Here is a 17,652-nt window from a genome sequence, read left to right on the forward strand (position 1 = left end):
GAGTCCAGTTCAGTGGCGATGTTGGCGGGTGACGCCAGCATCGAAATGGGCAACGACTTGCCGCCAGCCTGAGGCAATCAAATGCTCGGTGGTCAAGGTAGTGGGCAAAGTAACGTCGTCATCACGGGTCAGCCATATCTCGGCGTCGCTAGTCTGCGGCCAAAGCAGGAAGGTGCCGGCAATATCCTGCGCCTGGCTTTGGCCCAGATAGAAGGTTTCCGCTCCGAGTTGCAAACGTTGCCACTGGTGACTGCCCCGGTTGCTGGCACTGGCATCATCCATAAACGGCGGGAAACCCTCGTCGGCCAGTTCGGTGGGGCTGGGCAGTTGGCCCTGTTCGCTCAGGTACCACTGCATCTCCTCGAAGGCCACACCCAGGTCGGTATGCACGCCCTGTTCGGCTGCGGTCAGATCCATCCGCGCGTCCAGTTGGTAATCGGCAATGTCACTTTCAATATCGGCCTTGGCATGCGAGAGCACCACAGCGCTGGCCCCCAACAGGATCAGCAAGCACAGCGCCAGTACCCAGAGCGTCTCATGCCCAGCGCCGGCAGGGCGTATTACCTGAGCGGTCATAGGCCGGAAATATCCGTGTGGTCGACTTCAACCACGTGCCCAGGGCCGGCGTCGAACAGAATGTAGAACTCGCCATCCGGGCGCTTGAAGCTGAACCGCGAGTCGTCTTCCAGTTTGCCGGGTACCAGCACCTCTTCGTCGTAACTGATTACATCCAGGGTAACCCCAGGCGCGCCGCTACCATCGGAGAAGCCGCCAGTGCAGACGATTTCATCCTCACTGCCGGGTTCGCACTGGCAGATCGGATTGTGCGCCAAAGCCAGAGGCGACAAGGCCATGCCGAGCAGCATGAGCAGGCGTTGATTGATCGTTTTCATCAGAGCGTATCTCCTGTTTTCTCTAGCCAGGCCAAAGTGACTGGCGAAGCAGTAGCGAGGTCTAGGGGAGCCTGGTGGACGCTACCGTCCCAGCCCTCCATGGTGATCCATAATTGCGCATCGGTCGGCGTGTCTTCGGGTACCGGCAGGCTGGCACCCATGCGATAAGGCGTGCCGAAGAACAGCGCTCCGGCGGCGCGCAGGCTGCGCGGCTTGCCCACGCGCAGGTAAGTCGCCTTGACCTGGCTGATGCATTCCTCGCACAGCGCGGCGTTGAAGGCTTTCATATAGCCCGCCGGGCCTTCCAGATGCGGGGGGAGTTCGCGAAATTCCGCCAGGCGTAGACTCCACGGGCCGACCTGCACCTCACCGATTTCCCGCTCGCCCAAGCCACTTTCGCCGCGAAACAGGGCGACGTCCTGAAAGTACTTGGGCATAAAGCCCAGCGGTATCAGCACCAACAGGATGTTGATATGAAACCGCCAGCGGCGCCAGAAAAGGCTCAGCTTCGAAGGTTGGGAGGACGAAACAGCGTTGCTCATGATTGATTCACCGGTGTGTGCTCAAGGCTGGAGGCGCTCTGGCGCGTCGGTTTGCGTTTGCTGACCACAGCAGCGGTGGCCTTGGCAGTGCGTTTGCTCCAGATCAGCAGGCCGCTGAGCACCATCATGCTCAGAATCAGGCCAAACACGAACCAGATGAGCTTGACCCACAGGCCGCCGAAATCGCCGGTATGCAACGGCCGCATGGACTCTGTTACGAATTCCAATCCGCTGCGGTCACTGAGCAGGCGGACCTTATCCACATCGCCGGTGTACGGGTTGACCTCGACCGATTGGAACATCAACGGGTAGTTGCCGCGTCCGCTGATCGACACATGCCCGTAGGCGTAACCGGGCAGGCTCACCGAGCTGACATCCAATCCGGGAACGCGCTCCTTGGCAATCGCTACGGCCTGGTCCAGTCCGATGCGCGGAACTGCCTCTGCAGAAGCAGCCAGGGGCACTACATCGCGCGCAATCACCGGAGGAACGCCTTCGGTGGAGATGGAAATCTGATTGTCGAACAGCACCGCTTGCACCAGGAACCACATCCCCGTTATTGAAATAACGGCGATAAACCAGATCGACCAGATGCCGGAAAGACGATGGAAGTCGCCCCAGAAGATCCGTGCGCCCTGGTTAAAGCGTAATCTGGGCTTGAGAAAGCCCTTCCAGAAGCGCTTGTACACCACCAAACCTGTGATCAACGACACCAGCATCGGCAAAGCCATGAACGAGACCAGATACCAGCCCCAGCTGAACCCGTTGGTAAAGGGCACCAGCCACCAGCCATGCAGCGCGCGAGTAAATTGGCGGAAGTCGAACTGTGGGCTGACGCCCTGGATGTCGCCAGTGTAGGGGTTGACGTAGAGCGTTGGTGAGCTGCCGTCCGGGTAGGTAGCCTGGACGTTCAAGGCAAAGTGGCCTTCATCCGGACGCCGGATTGAGCGCACGATGACCTCGGGCGCAGATTGGTCTATAGCGTCTATGATCTGCCCGTGGGTAAGGCGTTGGGCGTCGTCAGAAGGCTTGTTGGCGCGCACATCCGGGTTGGCCAGCCAGATGATTTCCTGGCTTACGGTGGCTAGCGTGCCGGTTACACAGATGATCAGCAGAAAGAACCAGACCGGCAATGCCAGCCAGCTGTGAACGAGAAACCAGGTGCGAGCCTGCGACTTCTTAGCCATGGGGTTGTAAACCAAGTGTTGAAAACGAAAAAGATGATCGAATGGCAGCGCCGGTAGAATACTCTGCATTCAAATCTTAATAATAAAGATTATCATTCTAGATTGTAGTGAGGCGTTGAATCAAGCGGAAACAACAAAAGTATTAGGCTAAGGGGGTGTTGAGAGCGGCGGACTAAAGCCCTGCCCGGCTTCTGCTGAGCAAGCAGACCGGGCTGGATGGAGCTGAGTTTGAAGTGGCTGGGGACCGTAACGCGGAGTTAAAGCTTCTTTTTCTGCAACTGCTGCACCAATCCCTTGGGCGGATGCTTGATCACCAGCGAATCGTCGGACTCGTCATACTCTACGCGCTCGCCGAGCAAGTGCGCTTCAAAGCTGATCGACAGGCCGTCGGCCTTGCCATAGAAACGCATGAAGTTGTTCAGCGTGCGCTTGTCCGGCGGGATCTCCGGTGACAAGCCGTAATCCTTGTTGCGAATATAGTCATAGAACGCGCGTGGCTGCGCCTCATCCATCAGTCCGGACAGCTCCTCCAGCGCGACTTGCTCGCCCTGGCGCGCCTGGCCGCTGACGTAGCTGCTCATCGCCTTGGTCTTGTCTTTGACCACCACCGGTTCCATGTCAGCTTCACCGACATAATCCTGGAAGGCCTGCAGCAGGGTAGTGGTCTCTTCCTCGGGATTAGCCCCTTCCACGCAGCCAATAAAGTCGCGGAAATAATCCGATACGCGCTTGCCACTGCGCCCGCGAATAAAGGAAATGTACTGCTTGGAGCTGGCGTTCTGTTTCCACTCGGTCAGATTGATGCGGGCGGCCATGTTCAACGCAGACAGGTCCAGGTGGCGAGCGGCGGCCACGTCCAGGTTATCGGTCACGGTAACGCCTTCGGTATGATGGAGCAGCGCAATCACCAGGAAGGCGGTCATGCCTTGGCGGTAGCGGATAAACAGCACATGCCCACCCAGCGCCAGGTTGGAAGCTTCCATCAGCGTTTTCAGCTGTTCACTGGCCCTGGCCGTGAAGTTGACGAAGTCCAGTTCCTGATCAATCAGTTGCTGCAACCAGCCGCTGAACGGGTAGGCGCCGCTCTCCTCGTGAAAGTAGCCCCAGGCCTTGTTTGGCTTGCTGTTGTAGGCTTCGATCAGCCCGGCGAGCAGTTGCTCCAGCGCTTCGGAATTGGCCAGTTCGGCTTCGCGCAGGGTCAGGCTGGCGGGCTGGCCGTCAGGCTTTTTGTGAATCTGATGAACGATGCTGTTATCGATGGGCATGGTGTCTCTTCTGATCGGGGGTGCCTGGACGCCTGGGCATGAAAAAGCGGCCGACGTAGATGTCGGCCGCTGCGTGCCTACAGGCTGGCGATATGCGTGCGTTGTTCACTGAGCTGCACCAGTGCCTTTTCGGCGTCGCTGAGCTTGGCGCGTTCCTTGTCGATCACCGCCGGAGGGGCCTTGTCGACAAAACCGGCGTTGGACAGCTTGCCGCCGATGCGTTTGACCTCTCCTTCCAGACGCACGATCTCCTTGTCCAGACGCGCCAGCTCGGCGGTCTTGTCGATCAGGCCAGCCATCGGCACCAGCACTTCCAGCTCGCCTACCAGCGCGGTAGCGGACAGCGGCGCTTCTTCACCTTCAGCCAACACGCGGATGGAGGAGAGCTTGGCCAGCTTTTTCAGGAAAGTATCGTTCTCGGTCAGACGGCGCTGGTCTTCACTGCCGGCCTTGCGCAGCAGCAGTTCCAGTTCCTTGCCCGGCGCCACATTCATTTCACCGCGGATGTTACGCACGCCAAGAATCAGCGCCTTGAGCCATTCGATATCGCCTTCGGCGGCGGCATCGATGCGCTCTTCATTGGCCACTGGCCAGGGTTGCAGCATGATGGTTGGGCCAGCTTTGCCGGCCATGGGCGCAATACGCTGCCAGATTTCTTCGGTGATAAAGGGCATGAAGGGGTGCGCCAGGCGCAACGCCACTTCCAGTACCCGCACCAAGGTGCGACGGGTGCCGCGCTGGCGCTCAGCCGGGGCATTCTCGTCCCAGAGTACCGGTTTGGACAATTCCAGATACCAGTCGCAGTACTGGTTCCAGATAAATTCGTACAGCGCGGTGGCGGCCAGATCAAAGCGGAACTGGTCGAGCTGACGGGTGACTTCAGCTTCGGTGCGCTGCAGTTGCGAGATAATCCAGCGGTCGGCCAAGGTCAACTCAACCTCGGAACCATCAACGCCATTGTCTTTATCTTCGCACTGCATCATCACATAGCGCGCCGCGTTCCAAATCTTGTTACAGAAGTTGCGGTAGCCTTCGACGCGGCCCATATCGAACTTGATATCGCGGCCAGTAGAGGCCAGCGAGCAGTTGGTAAAGCGCAGCGCGTCGGTGCCATAGGCGGCGATGCCATCGGGGAACTCGGCGCGGGTCTGCTTCTCGATCTTGTCCGCGAGTTTGGGCTGCATCATGCCGCTGGTGCGCTTGCTGACCAGCGACTCCAGATCGATGCCGTCAATGATATCCAGCGGGTCGAGTACGTTGCCCTTGGACTTGGACATCTTCTGCCCCTGGCCATCGCGTACCAGGCCATGCACGTATACCGTCTTGAATGGAATCTGCGCGGTGCCGTCGTCATGCTTCATCAGATGCATGGTCAGCATGATCATGCGCGCGACCCAGAAGAAGATGATGTCAAAGCCGGTTACCAGTACATCAGTCGGGTGGAAGGTCTTCAGGGCGTCGGTCTGTTCGGGCCAGCCGAGGGTGGAGAAGGTCCACAGACCGGAGCTGAACCAGGTGTCGAGCACGTCTTCATCCTGGCGTAGCGGGGCATCGCCGAGGTTGTGTTTGGCGCGTACTTCGGCTTCATCGCGGCCGACATAGACCTGGCCGGACTCGTCATACCAGGCCGGAATGCGGTGGCCCCACCAAAGCTGGCGCGAGATGCACCAGTCTTGAATGTCGCGCATCCAGGAGAAATACATGTTTTCGTATTGCTTGGGCACGAACTGGATACGGCCATCTTCCACCGCAGCAATCGCCTGTTCAGCCAGCGGTTTGGTGGAGACATACCATTGATCGGTCAGCCAGGGCTCGATCACTACCCCGGAACGGTCGCCCTTGGGCACCTTGAGTGCGTGCGGTTCGATTTTTTCCAGCAGATCGGCGGCTTCCAGATCGGCGACGATTCGCTTGCGCGCCTCGAACCGATCCAGGCCGGCATAGGCCGCCGGCAGACTGGCGTCCAGGTCGGTATTGAGGCTGCCGCCGATATTGAAAATTTGCGCGCTGGCGAGAATCGCCGCGTCCTTGTCGAGAATGTTGATCAGCGGCATTGCGTGACGCTTGCCGACTTCATAGTCATTGAAATCGTGGGCCGGGGTGATCTTCACACAGCCGGTTCCGAACTCGGGATCGCAGTAATCGTCGCCGACAATCGGGATGCGGCGGCCGACTAGCGGCAAGTCGATATATTTGCCAATCAAGGCCTGATAGCGCTCGTCATCGGGATTCACCGCAACAGCGGTATCGCCGAGCATGGTTTCCGGCCGCGTAGTCGCGACAATCAGATGATCCTTGCCTTCAGCGGTTTTCTCGCCATCGGCCAGCGGATACCGCAGGTGCCAGAGTGAGCCGGTCTCGTCATGGTTTTCCACTTCCAGATCGGAAATCGCCGTGTGCAAGGTCGGGTCCCAGTTGACCAGGCGCTTGCCGCGGTAGATCAGCCCATCATCATGCAAACGAACGAAGGCTTCCTTCACCGCGTTGGACAAACCCTCGTCCATGGTGAAGCGCTCGCGGCTCCAGTCTACCGAGCTGCCCAGTCGGCGAATCTGGCGGGTGATGTTGCCGCCGGACTCTTCCTTCCATTCCCAGACCTTGTCCAGAAACTTGTCGCGGCCCAGATCATGCCGGCTCACCCCCTGAGCGCCCAGTTGCCGCTCCACTACCATCTGCGTAGCAATGCCGGCGTGGTCGGTACCCGGCTGCCACAGCGTATTGCGACCCTGCATGCGCCGAAAGCGAATCAACGCATCCATGATCGAATTATTGAAACCGTGGCCCATATGCAGGCTGCCGGTCACGTTCGGCGGCGGCAGGGCAATGGTGTAGGACTCGCCTGAGCCCTGGGGAGCGAAGTAGTTGTTTTGCTCCCAGGTCTGGTACCAGGAGGTTTCAATGGCGTTGGGCTGGTAAGTCTTATCCATGGGTGTTCTGGGTGTCCGGATGTTGGGTGAGCGAGTGATTAGCCGCAGCTGGAACAGGGGGCGATAGTCGCGCAAACGAGCATTATAGCGGTCTGGGGCAGGTCAGGCCCAGTCTGATGCGTTATTTCATTTGTTCCTGAACCATCTGCTCCAATTTATCCCGCAGTCGGTTGCGTAGTTCAGCTTCTATGGTGGGAATCAGATCGTCGATCACGTCTTGCAGAATCAACTGCGCTTCGGCGTGCAGGCGGGCTTCCATACGTAGTTGGCGAGCGCCGGCTTGCACATCGGGCGGGGTGCCGAAATGTTTGGTCGAGTAACCTGGCGGCGGATTGACCAGAGTGCTGGTGTGCTGCGTGCCTGGCTTCGGTGCCGGCGGGATGTGGCCGGCCATCAACCGATCCAGCTGCACCCGTTCTTCCGCCAGCCTGGCCAACTGATCGTAGGGCAAAAACGGATTGGGTTTAGGGCGGCCGGGGTGGTGCGCTGCTGCCTCGTCTTCGGCGGAGTGATGGTCAATCGGGGTAAGCGGCGCGGTCAGGTTCAGCCCTGGCGCGTCGACGATCACGTCCTGAAGCAGCGGAATATCCAGTTGGTCCTCGGCGCCAGAAGAATGTGCAGCCACGCCCTGACCTTCGTCTTCCGGGTGCTCGTCGAGCAGCGTACGGATGGACTCCAGATCCTTCAGGAGTCTTGAGGGTTCAGATGGGTCGCGCTGCGTCATGATTCATCCCGCTGTGCGTAACTGGTGGGTCTGCAGAGGATAGCCCCGTTCACGGTAGAAACGAAAGCGCTCACGTGCCGGGACGCGAACCGGGTCAAGTTCGATGACGATTTCAGCCAGGCGATTGAACTGGCTGAAAAACGCCGGACTCTCGTCAGCCAGGTTGATCAACAGATCGTGGTGGTCGCCGGCGTCATCGCCGCAGCCACAGACAACTTTGGCTTCAGGCTGCTCGGTGGCGCGGGCGTGGGGTAAAAAGGCATCGGCGCGAAAGCTCCAGAGCAATTCGTCCAGTGCCTGGGTCTGCTCCTCGTCGGTGCAGTGCAGATAGATTTGATGGCCCTTGTGCCAGGCTTTGTGCGCCAACCGGCAAGCGTATTCGAGCCGCTTTTGCGGTTCGCTGCTGGTCAACAGGTAGAAGTCGATGCGGGTCATTGCGGTTCGCTGGATTAATGGAGCTGAGTCGCTGACCGCGGGAAGCACCTACTGCTTCCCGCGGCCAGCTCTGGGTCAGGCTTTGACCTGGTTGAGCATGTATTGGGTCAGCAGCGGTACCGGCCGACCGGTGGCGCCTTTGTCCTTGCCGCCACTGGTCCAGGCGGTGCCGGCAATATCCAGGTGCGCCCAGGGGTAGGCCTTGGTAAAGCGCGAGAGGAAGCACGCCGCGGTAATGGTACCGGCCTTGGGGCCGCCGATATTGGCGATGTCGGCAAAGGGGCTGTCCAGCTGTTCCTGATATTCATCGAACAGCGGCAGTTGCCAGGCGCGGTCGTCGGCTTGTTGGCCGGCAGCCAGCAGTTGCTCGATCAGCGCGTCATTATTGCCCAGCAGGCCGGTGGTGTGAGCACCGAGGGCTACCACACAGGCACCGGTGAGGGTGGCGATATCGACCACGCTGGCCGGCTTGAAGCGCTCGGCGTAGGTCAGGGCGTCGCACAACACCAGCCGCCCTTCAGCGTCGGTGTTCAATACTTCAATCGTCTGGCCAGACATGCTGGTGACAATATCGCCAGGCTTGGTCGCGGTACCGCTGGGCATGTTCTCGGCAGCGACAACCAGGCACACCAGGTTGATCGGCAACTGCATGCTGACCACCGCCTTGACCACGCCGAATACGCTAGCGGCACCACACATGTCGTATTTCATTTCGTCCATGGCGGCTGCGGGCTTGAGGCTGATGCCGCCGGTGTCAAAGGTAATGCCTTTGCCAACCAGCATGTGCGGCTTGTCCTTGGCCTTGCCGCCCTGGTAGCTGAAGCGAATCAGCTTGGCGGGTTCGGCGCTACCGGCGCTGACCGAGAGCAGCGAACCCATGCCCAGGGCTTTCATGTCTTTTTCTTCGAGTACTTCAATCTCCAGCTCTTTATGCTGTTTGCCCAGTGCTTTGGCTTCCTTGGCCAGATAGGTCGGCGTACAGATATTACCCGGCAAGTTGCCCAGCGTGCGGGTCAGATCGGTACCGTCGCTGATCGCCTGACCGTGGCGTATAGCCAAGTTAAGTGCAGATGCTTCAGCCTTGTCATCGGACCACAGCAGGCATTTTTTCAGCCGTGAGGGCGTCGCTTTCTGGCTTTTGAACTGATCGAACTGATAAAGGCTTTCGCGCAGGGTTTCCACCAGTAGACGGGTGCGTGCGTATATATCGCGGCCTTTTACTGCCAGTGCAGGCAGAGTCAGCAGCGCATCGGTGGCGCCGCCTTCTTTGAGCGTGGCGGCGATTTTCTGTACCAGTTTGCGCAATGCGCGATCACCCAGTTCTTCATCTTTACCGCGACCAATCACCAGTACGCGTTGCGCGGCGATGCCCGGCAGGCCGAACAGCATCAGGGTCTGGCCAGCCTTGCCGCTGATGTCGCCGTGCTTGATGGCAGCGCTGATCTGGCCGTTGCAGGCGTTGTCCAGTGTCATCACCGGACCTGTCAGGGTCTTCGCTTCGCTGAGGGTGACAACCAGACAGCCCGTCTTGATCGTTTCCAGTGTACCGTGCTTGACGTTGAACTCCATGGTGCTCCCCGAGACAAATGATGTGGTTTGACTGATAATACCCGCCCAGAACAAGCCTGATGCAGGGACTACCTTGCAGGACTTGAGGGGGCGCTTGCAACCAGCCGCGCTCTACCTGCATTCTGGCTTATTCCCGTGCCTTGAGCCAAGGAAGTTATCGTGATTGTGTTTCGTTATCTAAGCCGCGAGGTGCTGTTGACCCTGACTGCGGTCAGTGGCGTGCTGCTACTGATCATCATGAGCGGCCGCTTTATCAAGTACCTGGCCCAGGCTGCCGCCGGGCAATTGGACCCGAGCGTGCTATTTCTGATCATGGGTTATCGTCTGCCCGGCTTTATGGTGCTGATTCTGCCGCTGGGCATGTTCCTGGGGATTCTGCTGGCTTACGGGCGGATGTATCTGGATAGCGAGATGACGGTGTTGTCGGTAACCGGCATCAGTGATCGCAAAATTATTGGTTACACCCAGGGCTCGGCATTGGCGGTAGCCCTGATAGTGGGGTTTCTGAGTTTGTGGGTGGCGCCTTCAGGAGTGTTCAAAACGCAACAGCTGTTCAATGAGCAGGACGCGATGACCGAGTTTGACACCCTGGCTGCAGGGCGCTTTCAGTCCTTGGGCAGTGGGCAGCGGGTAACCTATGCCGGGGGGCTGTCGGACGACCGTACGCAGTTGCAGGAGTTGTTCATTACCGAGCGTGCCGGTGATGTCGAGGAAGGGCGTGTTGGTGTGCTGGTAGCTGAAACCGGGCGCCAGCAGATGAATCCTGATGGCAGCCGCTACCTGATGCTTTATAACGGCTTTCGCTATGATGGCAAACCCGGCGCTGCGGATTTTCGCGCTATCCAGTACGACACCTATGGTGTGCTGTTGCCGCGCCCTGAGGTGGCTACCGAGGTGACCGACCGGGAAGCGATCCCCACCCTAGAGCTGTTCGGCCAGGCAGACATCCGCCTGCAGTCCGAACTGCAATGGCGCTTTTCATTACCGATTCTAGTTTTTGTTGTGGCCTTTTTTGCCGTGCCGTTGGCGCGGGTCAATCCTCGTCAGGGTCGCTTCCTCAAGCTATTGCCGGCGGTCATGCTGTACATGGCCTACCTGGCTCTGCTGATCAGCGCTCGCAGCTGGATGGAGTCGGGCGCAGTGCCCGCCGCATTGGGATTGTGGTGGGTACACCTGGTGTTTATCGGCGTTGGTCTGGCGCTTAACCGGGAGGCGCTGATGGCGCCGTCTTCTGCCGGGCCGGGCAAGGGAGGGCATCAGCATGCGCAAGCTTGATCGCTACATAGGCAGCACCGTACTGCTGAACATCGTGGTGGTGGCGATGATCATTCTAGGCCTGGATCTGCTGTTCGCCTTTATTGGTGAGCTGGACGATGTTGAGGGTAATTACAGCGCAATGGATGCGCTGACCTATACGCTATTTACCCTGCCCCGGCGCCTCTATGACATGTTGCCACTGGCGGCACTGGTGGGTTGTCTTATCGGTCTGGGTACGCTGGCGAGCAACTCTGAATTGACCATCATGCGCGCAGCGGGCGTCTCCATTGCGCGCATTATTGGTGCGGTCATGAAGCCCTTATTGGTGGTGATGCTCGCCGGGATTCTGCTTGGAGAATATGCTGCGCCGTACAGCGAAAATCTGGCAGAAAATCGCCGGGCTATCGCCCAGGGCAGTGATGGGGCATTCCAGTCGCGTGGGCTCTGGCACCGTGAAGGTGATGACTTTTTGCATATCAATGCAGTGCAGCCCGACGGTGAACTGGTGGGGGTCACGCGCTATCGCTTTGGCGAGGAACGGCGCCTGCTGGAGGCCAGCTTTGCCAGCCGTGCCACAGTGCAAAGCGATCACTGGCTAATGCAGGATGTCGAGGCCACACGCTTTCAGGAGAACGGCAACAGTGAAGTATCGGTCAGTGCTGAGGAGCGCTGGGATGTGTTGCTCTCGGCCGAGCTGTTGCGGGTGGTGATGCTTGAGCCGGATGTGCTGTCATTGGCGGCTATCTGGCAGTATCAGGGTTATCTGGCCGAGCAGGGCTTGAATAACAGTCAGTACTGGCTGGCGTTCTGGAAAAAGCTGCTGCAGCCGCTGGCTACCTTGGCGCTGGTGTTTGTGGCCATTTCCTTCGTCTTCGGCCCCTTGCGTTCGGTCACGCTGGGGCAGCGCATTTTCACCGGGGTGCTGGTTGGCTTCAGCTTCCAGATCTTGCAGGACCTGCTCGGGCCTTCAAGTCTGGTGTTCGGTTTTTCGCCGCTGATTGCGGTGTTGCTGCCGATCGGACTGCTGCTGGTGATGGGTGCCTGGTTGATGAAGCGGGCAGGGTAGAAACCTGCCACGCCTATTATTTTTTGTAGGTGCCCTTTGGCAAGGTAACCAGGCGCGTGCCAGAGGCGATGTCCTGCCAGGTGCGCGATTGTTTGTCCCAGAGCATCCACAGCAGGCCCAGACCGCCGCATAGCCACGCAGGCTGCGCGACCAGGAAACGAATGAGCCCTTGCTTGCGGGTAATGGCATCGCCGTTGGGTTGTTCTACCCGTATCCGCCATACTTGCATGCCCAGCGTCTGCCCCTTGAGCGTCCAGAAGCTGAGATAAAACAACAGACTGACGCCGATCAACAGCAGCCGCAGCAGGATGTCGCCATCCAGCATACCGCTGTCGGCCTGCTGCTGGACCTGCTCCGCGCCGCTGATCAGTATGCGTACACCCAGGTAAGCAAAGGCGGTGACCATCCAGATGGCGATCAGCAGAAACAGGTCGTAGCCTATCGCGGCCAGTCGCCGGATCAGGCCCGTGGCGGGGAAGTCGCCGACAGGTTGCAGTTGCTTGGCCTGCATGATTGCTCCAGAAAGCAGCTGTTGCCGCTTAACGCCGAGTAAGGGGGAATGTGGCAAAGCTGACGCCGGCCTGGCCGTGTAGCATCAGGGCGCGAATATTAGCGTGATCTTCACCGTCCGGCGTGTTTAATACGGCCTGATAATGCTCGGCAAAGCACTGAAGTGCCTGTTGGTCGCTGAGTTGCTGATCTTTGGCCATGGCCAGAACCTTGCAGGAGCCCTGGTTTTGCTCGGCGTCGTTGTGGACCGGGCCGTTGGTAAAAGCACTAGGTTGGTAGTGGTAATGCTCGGCTATAAACGCCAGCGTATCGGCGAAGCGGTGCTCATCTGTGCCCAGTCGAGCCCTCAGTTGGTCGGCGGTCATCACTTCTCTGCTTTGCTTTGGGCTTGGTCGAGCGCAGCCTGTTGCTCAGGGCTGGCTTGCTTCTGGTACTTGGACTTCCACTCGGCGTAGGGCATGCCATAAATCTCTTCGCGTGCCTGGTCCAGCGACAGCTCTATATCCATATCGTCGGCGGCGCTCTTGTACCATTTGGCCAGGCAGTTGCGGCAGAAGCCGGCCAGGGTCATCAGATCAATATTCTGCACATCCTTTCGGCTGCTCAGATGCCCGAGCAGAGTACGAAAGGCCGCCGCTTCAAGTTCAATGCGCTCTTGCTTGGTCATACTCAGCTCCGCTTGGTAGGGGACGTGTTCGCAGGGATGATACTGGGCCGTCGGCGCAGCGGCAATCTCGGGCTACTATCAAGCTTCGCGGCTGTTGCTAAGCGTGACCGATACCGATTCAGCAAAGCGCAATGCATGCGGCTTGTCGACCTCGACCTCGGCATAACGTACCTGTGGATAGCTCATGACGAGATCGAGCAATTCCTGAGTCAAACGCTCCAGCAGAGCAAAGCGGTTGTTTTCAACGTGGTTGATAATGGCTTTGGTAATGGTCCGGTAATTCAGCGCCTGTTCAATCTGGTTGCCCGCCACCGCGTCACTGGCCGGATAGAGAATGCTCAGGTTGATCAGCACATCCTGTTTATTGCGGACTTCGTCGTCATTGATACCGATAAAGGTGCGCAGCATCAGATTCTTGACCCTGATGCGCGCCATACCGGGGGTCAATTGCGGCATCGGTTGCGACATTGTCAGCTACTCCGGGCGATCAGCTGGAGGAATTCCTGGCGGGTGTTCACCGAATCGCGAAAGGCGCCGAGCATCACTGAACTGTGCATTGAGGAATTCTGTTTCTCCACGCCGCGCATCATCATGCACATGTGCTTGGCCTCAATCACCACGGCGACACCCTTGGCATTGGTGACTGATAACAACGCATCAGCAATTTGCCGGGTCAGGTTTTCCTGAATCTGCAGGCGTCGGGCAAACATGTCGACGATCCGAGCGACCTTGGACAGGCCAATGACTTTTCCGGTAGGAATATAAGCCACATGCGCCTTGCCAATGAACGGCAGCAGGTGGTGCTCGCACAGGGAGTAAAGTTCGATGTCCTTGACGATCACCATCTCGTCATTGGTGGAGTCGAACAGAGCGCCGTTGACGATCTCTTCCAGCGACTGATCATAACCACGGCAGAGAAACTGCATGGCTTTGGCGGCCCGCAGAGGGGTACCTTTCAGACCCTCACGCTCTGGATTTTCACCCAGATTGGTCAGGATCTCTTGGTAGTTCTGGGTCAGGTTCTCTAGGCTCATCTCTGGAGTCTCGTCGGGTGTCATTTCAAATGCCTGCCGCCATTAAGGCTCAGGCTGGTTCCGGTTACGTAGTTATTGTCCAGCAGGTAGCGTATCGACTGATACACCACCTCCGGGCCGGGCTCGATACCCAGCGCGGATTTTTCCAATGCCCGCGTGCGGTAAGCCTGATCATCCTCAGGGTTGAACATGATCAGGGCAGGGGCGATGGCGTTGACTTTCACCCTGGGCGCCAGCCGCCTGGCAAACGACAGGGTCAAATTTTCCAATCCAGCCTTGCTCGCGCAATAGGCCGCATGCCGGCTACTTCCACGCTGGGCGGCGTAGTCAGTCAGATGGATAATGTCCGTCTGAGAGTCGGGGTCAAGTAACTCGGCACTGGCATTGTTGATCATCATCGGTGCCTGCATATGCAGCATGAACATGGTCTGGAATGCTTCAGCGCCCGCTTCGTCGTCCAGCCATAGCGAGGCGTTGTGGATGATTGCGCGTAGCCGCGGTGCCCGGCTTTTCAGGGTCGCGATAAACTCTTCAATCCCTGGCAGCGTGGAGAAATCCGCAATCATGACTTCGATCCCCGTTAGCGGAGAGGTCAGCCATTCCTCGCGCTGATAACGACAGGTAATGATCACATGATAGCCCGCCTCGACTAGGCGCTTCGCGCAGTGCAACCCCACGCGCTGCGCTGCTCCGGTGATCAATATGCTTTGCTGCTCAGTCATGTGCGTCTCGATATCCTTGGATAGAACCTGGCAATCCCGAGCCGGGGGTACAGCGGCAACGGCTCAGGGTTGCCAAGTTCTGGGCAAAACTTATACCAATACATAAAACTGTACAACTGTGCGCAGATATTTAGCTACAAATGGGCTGTATCTGCTCTATTATCCATCAGTAGCGGCGTTGATTTGCGCATGACGAAGCGTATTTGTACAAGTATTCCTAACCCGGCCTTTTTTACGATGCAGGTCAAAACACATGATACAGGGCAAAGAACTCAGGCAAACGCGGCAGGCGAACCCGACAATGACGGTGAATATTATCACGCATAGCGCTCTGGGACGGTATGCGCTGCAGCTACACGCAGAGGGTTTGGGTCAGCAACTGCTGACAGACCATCGGGGCAGGCCGCGCTACTGGTCCGAGCTGGGCCAGATGCGCCGGGATCTGCGCGGATGGGGTTTGACTGAGGTTCCGCTGAAAGTGATCGTGCCGCAGGATGAGGTCATCGGGCGACGTTAGTGGCCAGTCACTCGGATTTTGTGGGTCGTACGCCGTTTTGCGGGCGGCACTGGCCAGTCGCGCAATCACTTGCCGCCGGCATCGGAATGGTTTTCGCCAGGAGTGGCCGCATGGCGCAGAAGCGCCTGTAACCCCATTGCCATAACGGGCGCGCCCAGCGCCACGCCAGCGGCTTGACCAGCCACCCGAGGCCGACGGCACGGTAGCTCCAATAGGTCGCGTCGATGCCCGTGACGATCAACCCATCATCAAACCGTGCATGCAGACAATCAAGCATCTGCTCGCGCGTCAGGCCCGGCAGCGGCGCGGTGCTGTCTGTGGAGATGTCCAGCAGCTGCAGCCGGCCTTGGCGGTTACGTCTCTGGAACAGCTGTATTTCGCGCAGACACAGCGGGCACTGGCCGTCGTAATACAGCGTGAGAGGCCAGCATGCAAAAGAAGGTGAGGCTTGAGACGTCATGTGGCCACCTGTGGGGCGCTGGTGAATGGGGGTAGCGGGCAATCGATGTACAGGCTTTTGCTAATGCCTAACTTCTGTACAATGGGAGCCAATCTAGCGGTCGTACACAGCACACCACAACCGTTACAGCACAGAACATGGACTTTCACTGTAAGTAGATATGACCACCATGACATTACCGCCAGCTTCTTCAGCACCGCCTCTGGATCTGAGTAACGAAGACCTCTATCCGATTCGTGAGGTCTCTCGGCTTACCGGCGTCAATTCGGTGACCTTGAGAGCCTGGGAGCGGCGCTACGGTCTGTTGGTGCCGCACCGGACTCCCAGCGGCCATCGACTTTATTCCATGGCCGATATCGAGCGCGTGCGTTCGGTCATGTCATGGATTGATCGCGGCGTCGCAGTCAGCAAGGTGGCCTCCATTATCGACAGGCAGGTCAAGCCTGCTGCCGTCTCAGAGCCTGTGACTGAAGTGGGCGTTGCTGCTGCGGCCATCGTCACCGCAGCAGATCTGCAAAGCTGGCAAACACGCCTGATCGAAGCGGTGAATGCCTTCGATCTGCGCAGCCTGGATCTGATCTACGGTCAGGTACAGGGCGATTATCCGATGTCGGTGATGTTCGACGACGTTCTGCTGCCGGTATGGAAGCGCTTTCTAGACAGTGACGAAGGGTCTGGGTTATCCGGGCAGTGGGCGTTTCTGGATGCTTACTTGCGCGGCCGGCTGTTCCAGCGCTTGAGTTATCGTCGCCCGGGCTATCCCAGCGTCATGTTCGCTGGGCTGCCGGGGCCGCAAAAGGAATTGGAGATGCTGGTGGCTGCGGCTTTTATTGCCGCTGCGGAGGTCGACGTGGTTTACCTTCCTGCAGTTCCGTCGATCTCGGAACTTACTGATATGGCCCAGCGCTGTGGTTGTGATGCGCTAGCTCTATATGGTGGCCGCACGATCGAAGACGATCTGCTCAAGAGCCTCAGGCGGATGGAGCAGGCGCTGGAGTGTCCGGTTGCGGTAGTCGGGGCGCTGTGTGAAGTGCAGCCTGCAGAGCTGCTGAGGGCGGGCATGGTTTTGTTGGGTGAGCCTGCAGAAGGCCTTAGTGCGAAAATGCGTCTATTGCTGGCTGGCCGGCTGGAAGAATAGAGAGGCTTATCCCGGTTTTCCGCCATCAAGTTATACGCTTTTACAAATACTCAGCGCTATCTGCGCATTTTCCTGTACAAGAATTATTTTTTAGGCTAAGTTTTGTATAAGTAAATGCGAGAGGCTTGGAGTATAGAGTCTCGCTGCAACTGCGCACTCCGGTAGTCGTCTTCCCCTTTGGACTACCGGGGTTTTTTATTCCCGCCTAAGACCCGCAGCTATACGACACTATCTCAGCGATAAAGCAAAAGTCATGCAGGTGAAATACCTGCTCAGTCTTTTGCAGCTTCCAGTTGCGCCTTGAGACGGCTGATTTCGGCCTGCAGCTCTTCGACCTTCTGCTGCGCGTCAACCTGTTCCGTAACGTCCTTCTGGATGCCGATGTAATACGTAAGCTGATCGGCTTCGTTAAAAACCGGAGTAATGGATAGCTCGTTCCAGAACGGGCTGCCGTCCTTGCGGTAGTTGCGTATTACCTGGCGGCAGGGCACGCCTTCTTTCACCGCCTTGCGGATGGCGTCCAGACCAGGCTGATCGCGGTCATCCTTTTGCAGAAAACGGCAATCCTGATACAGGATGTCGTCGGTTTTGTAACCGGTCAGCGTCTCGAACGCTTTATTCACGTAAATGAGGATATTGTCGTCGCCTTCCTGTTCGGCGACACAAATGCCGTCATTCGACGCATTGACCACAAGCTGCAGCAGTTTGGCATTGATCATTGCAACAATATTCTCCTGAT

Annotated in this window: 21 protein-coding genes; 4 read left to right on the forward strand and 17 right to left on the reverse strand. The window is 58.1% G+C overall.

The genetic code is table 11. The annotated features are described in order from the left end of the window. Positions 1–9 precede the first annotated feature (9 nt). From DT594_RS15815 to DT594_RS15855, 9 genes are all read right to left on the reverse strand, one after another. Positions 10–576 carry a DUF6162 family protein gene (locus tag DT594_RS15815; RefSeq protein WP_149333717.1) on the reverse strand — a complete coding sequence of 189 codons (567 nt, stop codon included), beginning with the start codon at positions 574–576 and terminating at the stop codon, positions 10–12. Next, positions 573–893 carry a hypothetical protein gene (locus DT594_RS15820; protein ID WP_096344721.1) on the reverse strand — a complete coding sequence of 107 codons (321 nt, stop codon included), beginning with the start codon at positions 891–893 and terminating at the stop codon, positions 573–575. Before DT594_RS15820 ends, DT594_RS15815 begins: the two co-directional genes overlap by 4 nt. Then, complete coding sequence (locus DT594_RS15825) at positions 893–1,435, reverse strand: thiamine pyrophosphate-binding protein (protein WP_149333719.1); 543 nt, start codon at positions 1,433–1,435, stop codon at positions 893–895. Before DT594_RS15825 ends, DT594_RS15820 begins: the two co-directional genes overlap by 1 nt. Further along, positions 1,432–2,622 (reverse strand): PepSY-associated TM helix domain-containing protein, encoded by a 1,191-nt coding sequence (locus tag DT594_RS15830; RefSeq protein WP_149333721.1) that lies wholly within the window; start codon positions 2,620–2,622, stop codon positions 1,432–1,434. The genes DT594_RS15825 and DT594_RS15830 overlap by 4 nt, the downstream gene beginning before the upstream one ends. A gap of 257 nt (positions 2,623–2,879) precedes the next feature. Next, entirely contained in the window at positions 2,880–3,887 is a 1,008-nt protein-coding gene (yejK, locus tag DT594_RS15835) for a nucleoid-associated protein YejK (RefSeq protein WP_149333722.1), read from the reverse strand. A 77-nt stretch (positions 3,888–3,964) separates the two neighbouring features. Then, positions 3,965–6,814: a valine--tRNA ligase gene (locus DT594_RS15840; RefSeq protein ID WP_149333724.1), complete on the reverse strand. Its 2,850-nt coding sequence runs from the start codon at positions 6,812–6,814 to the stop codon at positions 3,965–3,967. Between the two features lie 121 nt (positions 6,815–6,935). Beyond that, on the reverse strand, positions 6,936–7,538 hold the full coding sequence (locus tag DT594_RS15845; RefSeq protein ID WP_149333726.1) for a hypothetical protein: 603 nt from the start codon (positions 7,536–7,538) through the stop codon (positions 6,936–6,938). A 3-nt stretch (positions 7,539–7,541) separates the two neighbouring features. Next, the gene (locus DT594_RS15850; protein WP_149333728.1) at positions 7,542–7,973 is read right to left on the reverse strand and encodes a DNA polymerase III subunit chi; all 432 of its coding nucleotides are present in this window, start codon (positions 7,971–7,973) and stop codon (positions 7,542–7,544) included. Positions 7,974–8,048: 75 nt separating this feature from the next. Further along, positions 8,049–9,542, reverse strand: a complete 1,494-nt coding sequence (locus DT594_RS15855) for a leucyl aminopeptidase (RefSeq protein WP_149333730.1) — start codon at positions 9,540–9,542, stop codon at positions 8,049–8,051. Positions 9,543–9,701: 159 nt separating this feature from the next. Between DT594_RS15855 and lptF the strand changes: the two genes are divergently transcribed. Together lptF and lptG are read left to right on the forward strand one after the other, a co-directional pair. After that, entirely contained in the window at positions 9,702–10,817 is a 1,116-nt protein-coding gene (lptF, locus tag DT594_RS15860; protein ID WP_149333732.1) for an LPS export ABC transporter permease LptF, read from the forward strand. Continuing rightward, positions 10,804–11,865, forward strand: coding sequence for an LPS export ABC transporter permease LptG (gene lptG / locus DT594_RS15865; RefSeq protein WP_096345686.1), 1,062 nt, complete (start codon positions 10,804–10,806; stop codon positions 11,863–11,865). The genes lptF and lptG overlap by 14 nt, the downstream gene beginning before the upstream one ends. A 16-nt stretch (positions 11,866–11,881) precedes the next feature. On the opposite strand, the gene DT594_RS15870 is transcribed toward lptG, so the two are convergent. From DT594_RS15870 to folM, 6 genes are all read right to left on the reverse strand, one after another. Beyond that, positions 11,882–12,376: an RDD family protein gene (locus DT594_RS15870; protein ID WP_149333734.1), complete on the reverse strand. Its 495-nt coding sequence runs from the start codon at positions 12,374–12,376 to the stop codon at positions 11,882–11,884. Positions 12,377–12,404: 28 nt separating this feature from the next. Further along, the gene (locus tag DT594_RS15875; protein WP_425460575.1) at positions 12,405–12,740 is read right to left on the reverse strand and encodes a HopJ type III effector protein; all 336 of its coding nucleotides are present in this window, start codon (positions 12,738–12,740) and stop codon (positions 12,405–12,407) included. Continuing rightward, the gene (locus tag DT594_RS15880; RefSeq protein ID WP_096345683.1) at positions 12,740–13,042 is read right to left on the reverse strand and encodes a DUF1244 domain-containing protein; all 303 of its coding nucleotides are present in this window, start codon (positions 13,040–13,042) and stop codon (positions 12,740–12,742) included. Before DT594_RS15880 ends, DT594_RS15875 begins: the two co-directional genes overlap by 1 nt. A 78-nt stretch (positions 13,043–13,120) precedes the next feature. After that, entirely contained in the window at positions 13,121–13,498 is a 378-nt protein-coding gene (gene folX, locus DT594_RS15885) for a dihydroneopterin triphosphate 2'-epimerase (RefSeq protein WP_096345691.1), read from the reverse strand. A gap of 14 nt (positions 13,499–13,512) precedes the next feature. After that, on the reverse strand, positions 13,513–14,100 hold the full coding sequence (folE, locus tag DT594_RS15890; protein WP_425460576.1) for a GTP cyclohydrolase I FolE: 588 nt from the start codon (positions 14,098–14,100) through the stop codon (positions 13,513–13,515). Then, positions 14,097–14,798: a dihydromonapterin reductase gene (gene folM, locus DT594_RS15895; RefSeq protein ID WP_149333737.1), complete on the reverse strand. Its 702-nt coding sequence runs from the start codon at positions 14,796–14,798 to the stop codon at positions 14,097–14,099. Before folM ends, folE begins: the two co-directional genes overlap by 4 nt. A gap of 301 nt (positions 14,799–15,099) precedes the next feature. Between folM and DT594_RS15900 the strand changes: the two genes are divergently transcribed. After that, positions 15,100–15,315, forward strand: a complete 216-nt coding sequence (locus DT594_RS15900; RefSeq protein ID WP_149333738.1) for a hypothetical protein — start codon at positions 15,100–15,102, stop codon at positions 15,313–15,315. Between the two features lie 7 nt (positions 15,316–15,322). Here the strand turns inward: DT594_RS15900 and DT594_RS15905 are convergent, their stop codons facing one another. Then, entirely contained in the window at positions 15,323–15,775 is a 453-nt protein-coding gene (locus DT594_RS15905; protein ID WP_149333740.1) for a thiol-disulfide oxidoreductase DCC family protein, read from the reverse strand. Between the two features lie 169 nt (positions 15,776–15,944). Here DT594_RS15905 and DT594_RS15910 point away from each other — a divergent pair, with 169 nt between their 5' ends. Further along, on the forward strand, positions 15,945–16,913 hold the full coding sequence (locus tag DT594_RS15910; RefSeq protein WP_178091545.1) for a MerR family transcriptional regulator: 969 nt from the start codon (positions 15,945–15,947) through the stop codon (positions 16,911–16,913). 272 nt (positions 16,914–17,185) lie between these two features. Here the strand turns inward: DT594_RS15910 and DT594_RS15915 are convergent, their stop codons facing one another. After that, positions 17,186–17,632, reverse strand: coding sequence for a PAS domain-containing protein (locus tag DT594_RS15915; RefSeq protein ID WP_149333744.1), 447 nt, complete (start codon positions 17,630–17,632; stop codon positions 17,186–17,188). Positions 17,633–17,652: the final 20 nt, after the last annotated feature.

The organism is Halopseudomonas laoshanensis, from assembly GCF_008365385.1.
GTDB classification, from domain to species: domain Bacteria; phylum Pseudomonadota; class Gammaproteobacteria; order Pseudomonadales; family Pseudomonadaceae; genus Halopseudomonas; species Halopseudomonas laoshanensis.

Excerpts from the sequence above, each read along its gene's own strand:
- folX (WP_096345691.1), bottom strand. The coding sequence starts at position 13,498 with ATGCCGCAATTGACCCCCGGTATGGCGCGCATCAGGGTCAAGAATCTG.
- lptG (WP_096345686.1), top strand. The coding sequence starts at position 10,804 with ATGCGCAAGCTTGATCGCTACATAGGCAGCACCGTACTGCTGAACATC.
- DT594_RS15850 (WP_149333728.1), bottom strand. The coding sequence starts at position 7,973 with ATGACCCGCATCGACTTCTACCTGTTGACCAGCAGCGAACCGCAAAAG.
- DT594_RS15870 (WP_149333734.1), bottom strand. The coding sequence starts at position 12,376 with ATGCAGGCCAAGCAACTGCAACCTGTCGGCGACTTCCCCGCCACGGGC.
- DT594_RS15880 (WP_096345683.1), bottom strand. The coding sequence starts at position 13,042 with ATGACCAAGCAAGAGCGCATTGAACTTGAAGCGGCGGCCTTTCGTACT.
- DT594_RS15840 (WP_149333724.1), bottom strand. The coding sequence starts at position 6,814 with ATGGATAAGACTTACCAGCCCAACGCCATTGAAACCTCCTGGTACCAG.
- DT594_RS15915 (WP_149333744.1), bottom strand. The coding sequence starts at position 17,632 with ATGATCAATGCCAAACTGCTGCAGCTTGTGGTCAATGCGTCGAATGAC.
- DT594_RS15875 (WP_425460575.1), bottom strand. The coding sequence starts at position 12,740 with ATGACCGCCGACCAACTGAGGGCTCGACTGGGCACAGATGAGCACCGC.
- DT594_RS15830 (WP_149333721.1), bottom strand. The coding sequence starts at position 2,622 with ATGGCTAAGAAGTCGCAGGCTCGCACCTGGTTTCTCGTTCACAGCTGG.
- DT594_RS15845 (WP_149333726.1), bottom strand. The coding sequence starts at position 7,538 with ATGACGCAGCGCGACCCATCTGAACCCTCAAGACTCCTGAAGGATCTG.
- DT594_RS15820 (WP_096344721.1), bottom strand. The coding sequence starts at position 893 with ATGAAAACGATCAATCAACGCCTGCTCATGCTGCTCGGCATGGCCTTG.
- DT594_RS15855 (WP_149333730.1), bottom strand. The coding sequence starts at position 9,542 with ATGGAGTTCAACGTCAAGCACGGTACACTGGAAACGATCAAGACGGGC.
- folM (WP_149333737.1), bottom strand. The coding sequence starts at position 14,798 with ATGACTGAGCAGCAAAGCATATTGATCACCGGAGCAGCGCAGCGCGTG.
- folE (WP_425460576.1), bottom strand. The coding sequence starts at position 14,100 with ATGACACCCGACGAGACTCCAGAGATGAGCCTAGAGAACCTGACCCAG.
- DT594_RS15815 (WP_149333717.1), bottom strand. The coding sequence starts at position 576 with ATGACCGCTCAGGTAATACGCCCTGCCGGCGCTGGGCATGAGACGCTC.
- DT594_RS15905 (WP_149333740.1), bottom strand. The coding sequence starts at position 15,775 with ATGACGTCTCAAGCCTCACCTTCTTTTGCATGCTGGCCTCTCACGCTG.
- DT594_RS15910 (WP_178091545.1), top strand. The coding sequence starts at position 15,945 with ATGACATTACCGCCAGCTTCTTCAGCACCGCCTCTGGATCTGAGTAAC.
- yejK (WP_149333722.1), bottom strand. The coding sequence starts at position 3,887 with ATGCCCATCGATAACAGCATCGTTCATCAGATTCACAAAAAGCCTGAC.
- DT594_RS15825 (WP_149333719.1), bottom strand. The coding sequence starts at position 1,435 with ATGAGCAACGCTGTTTCGTCCTCCCAACCTTCGAAGCTGAGCCTTTTC.
- DT594_RS15900 (WP_149333738.1), top strand. The coding sequence starts at position 15,100 with ATGACGGTGAATATTATCACGCATAGCGCTCTGGGACGGTATGCGCTG.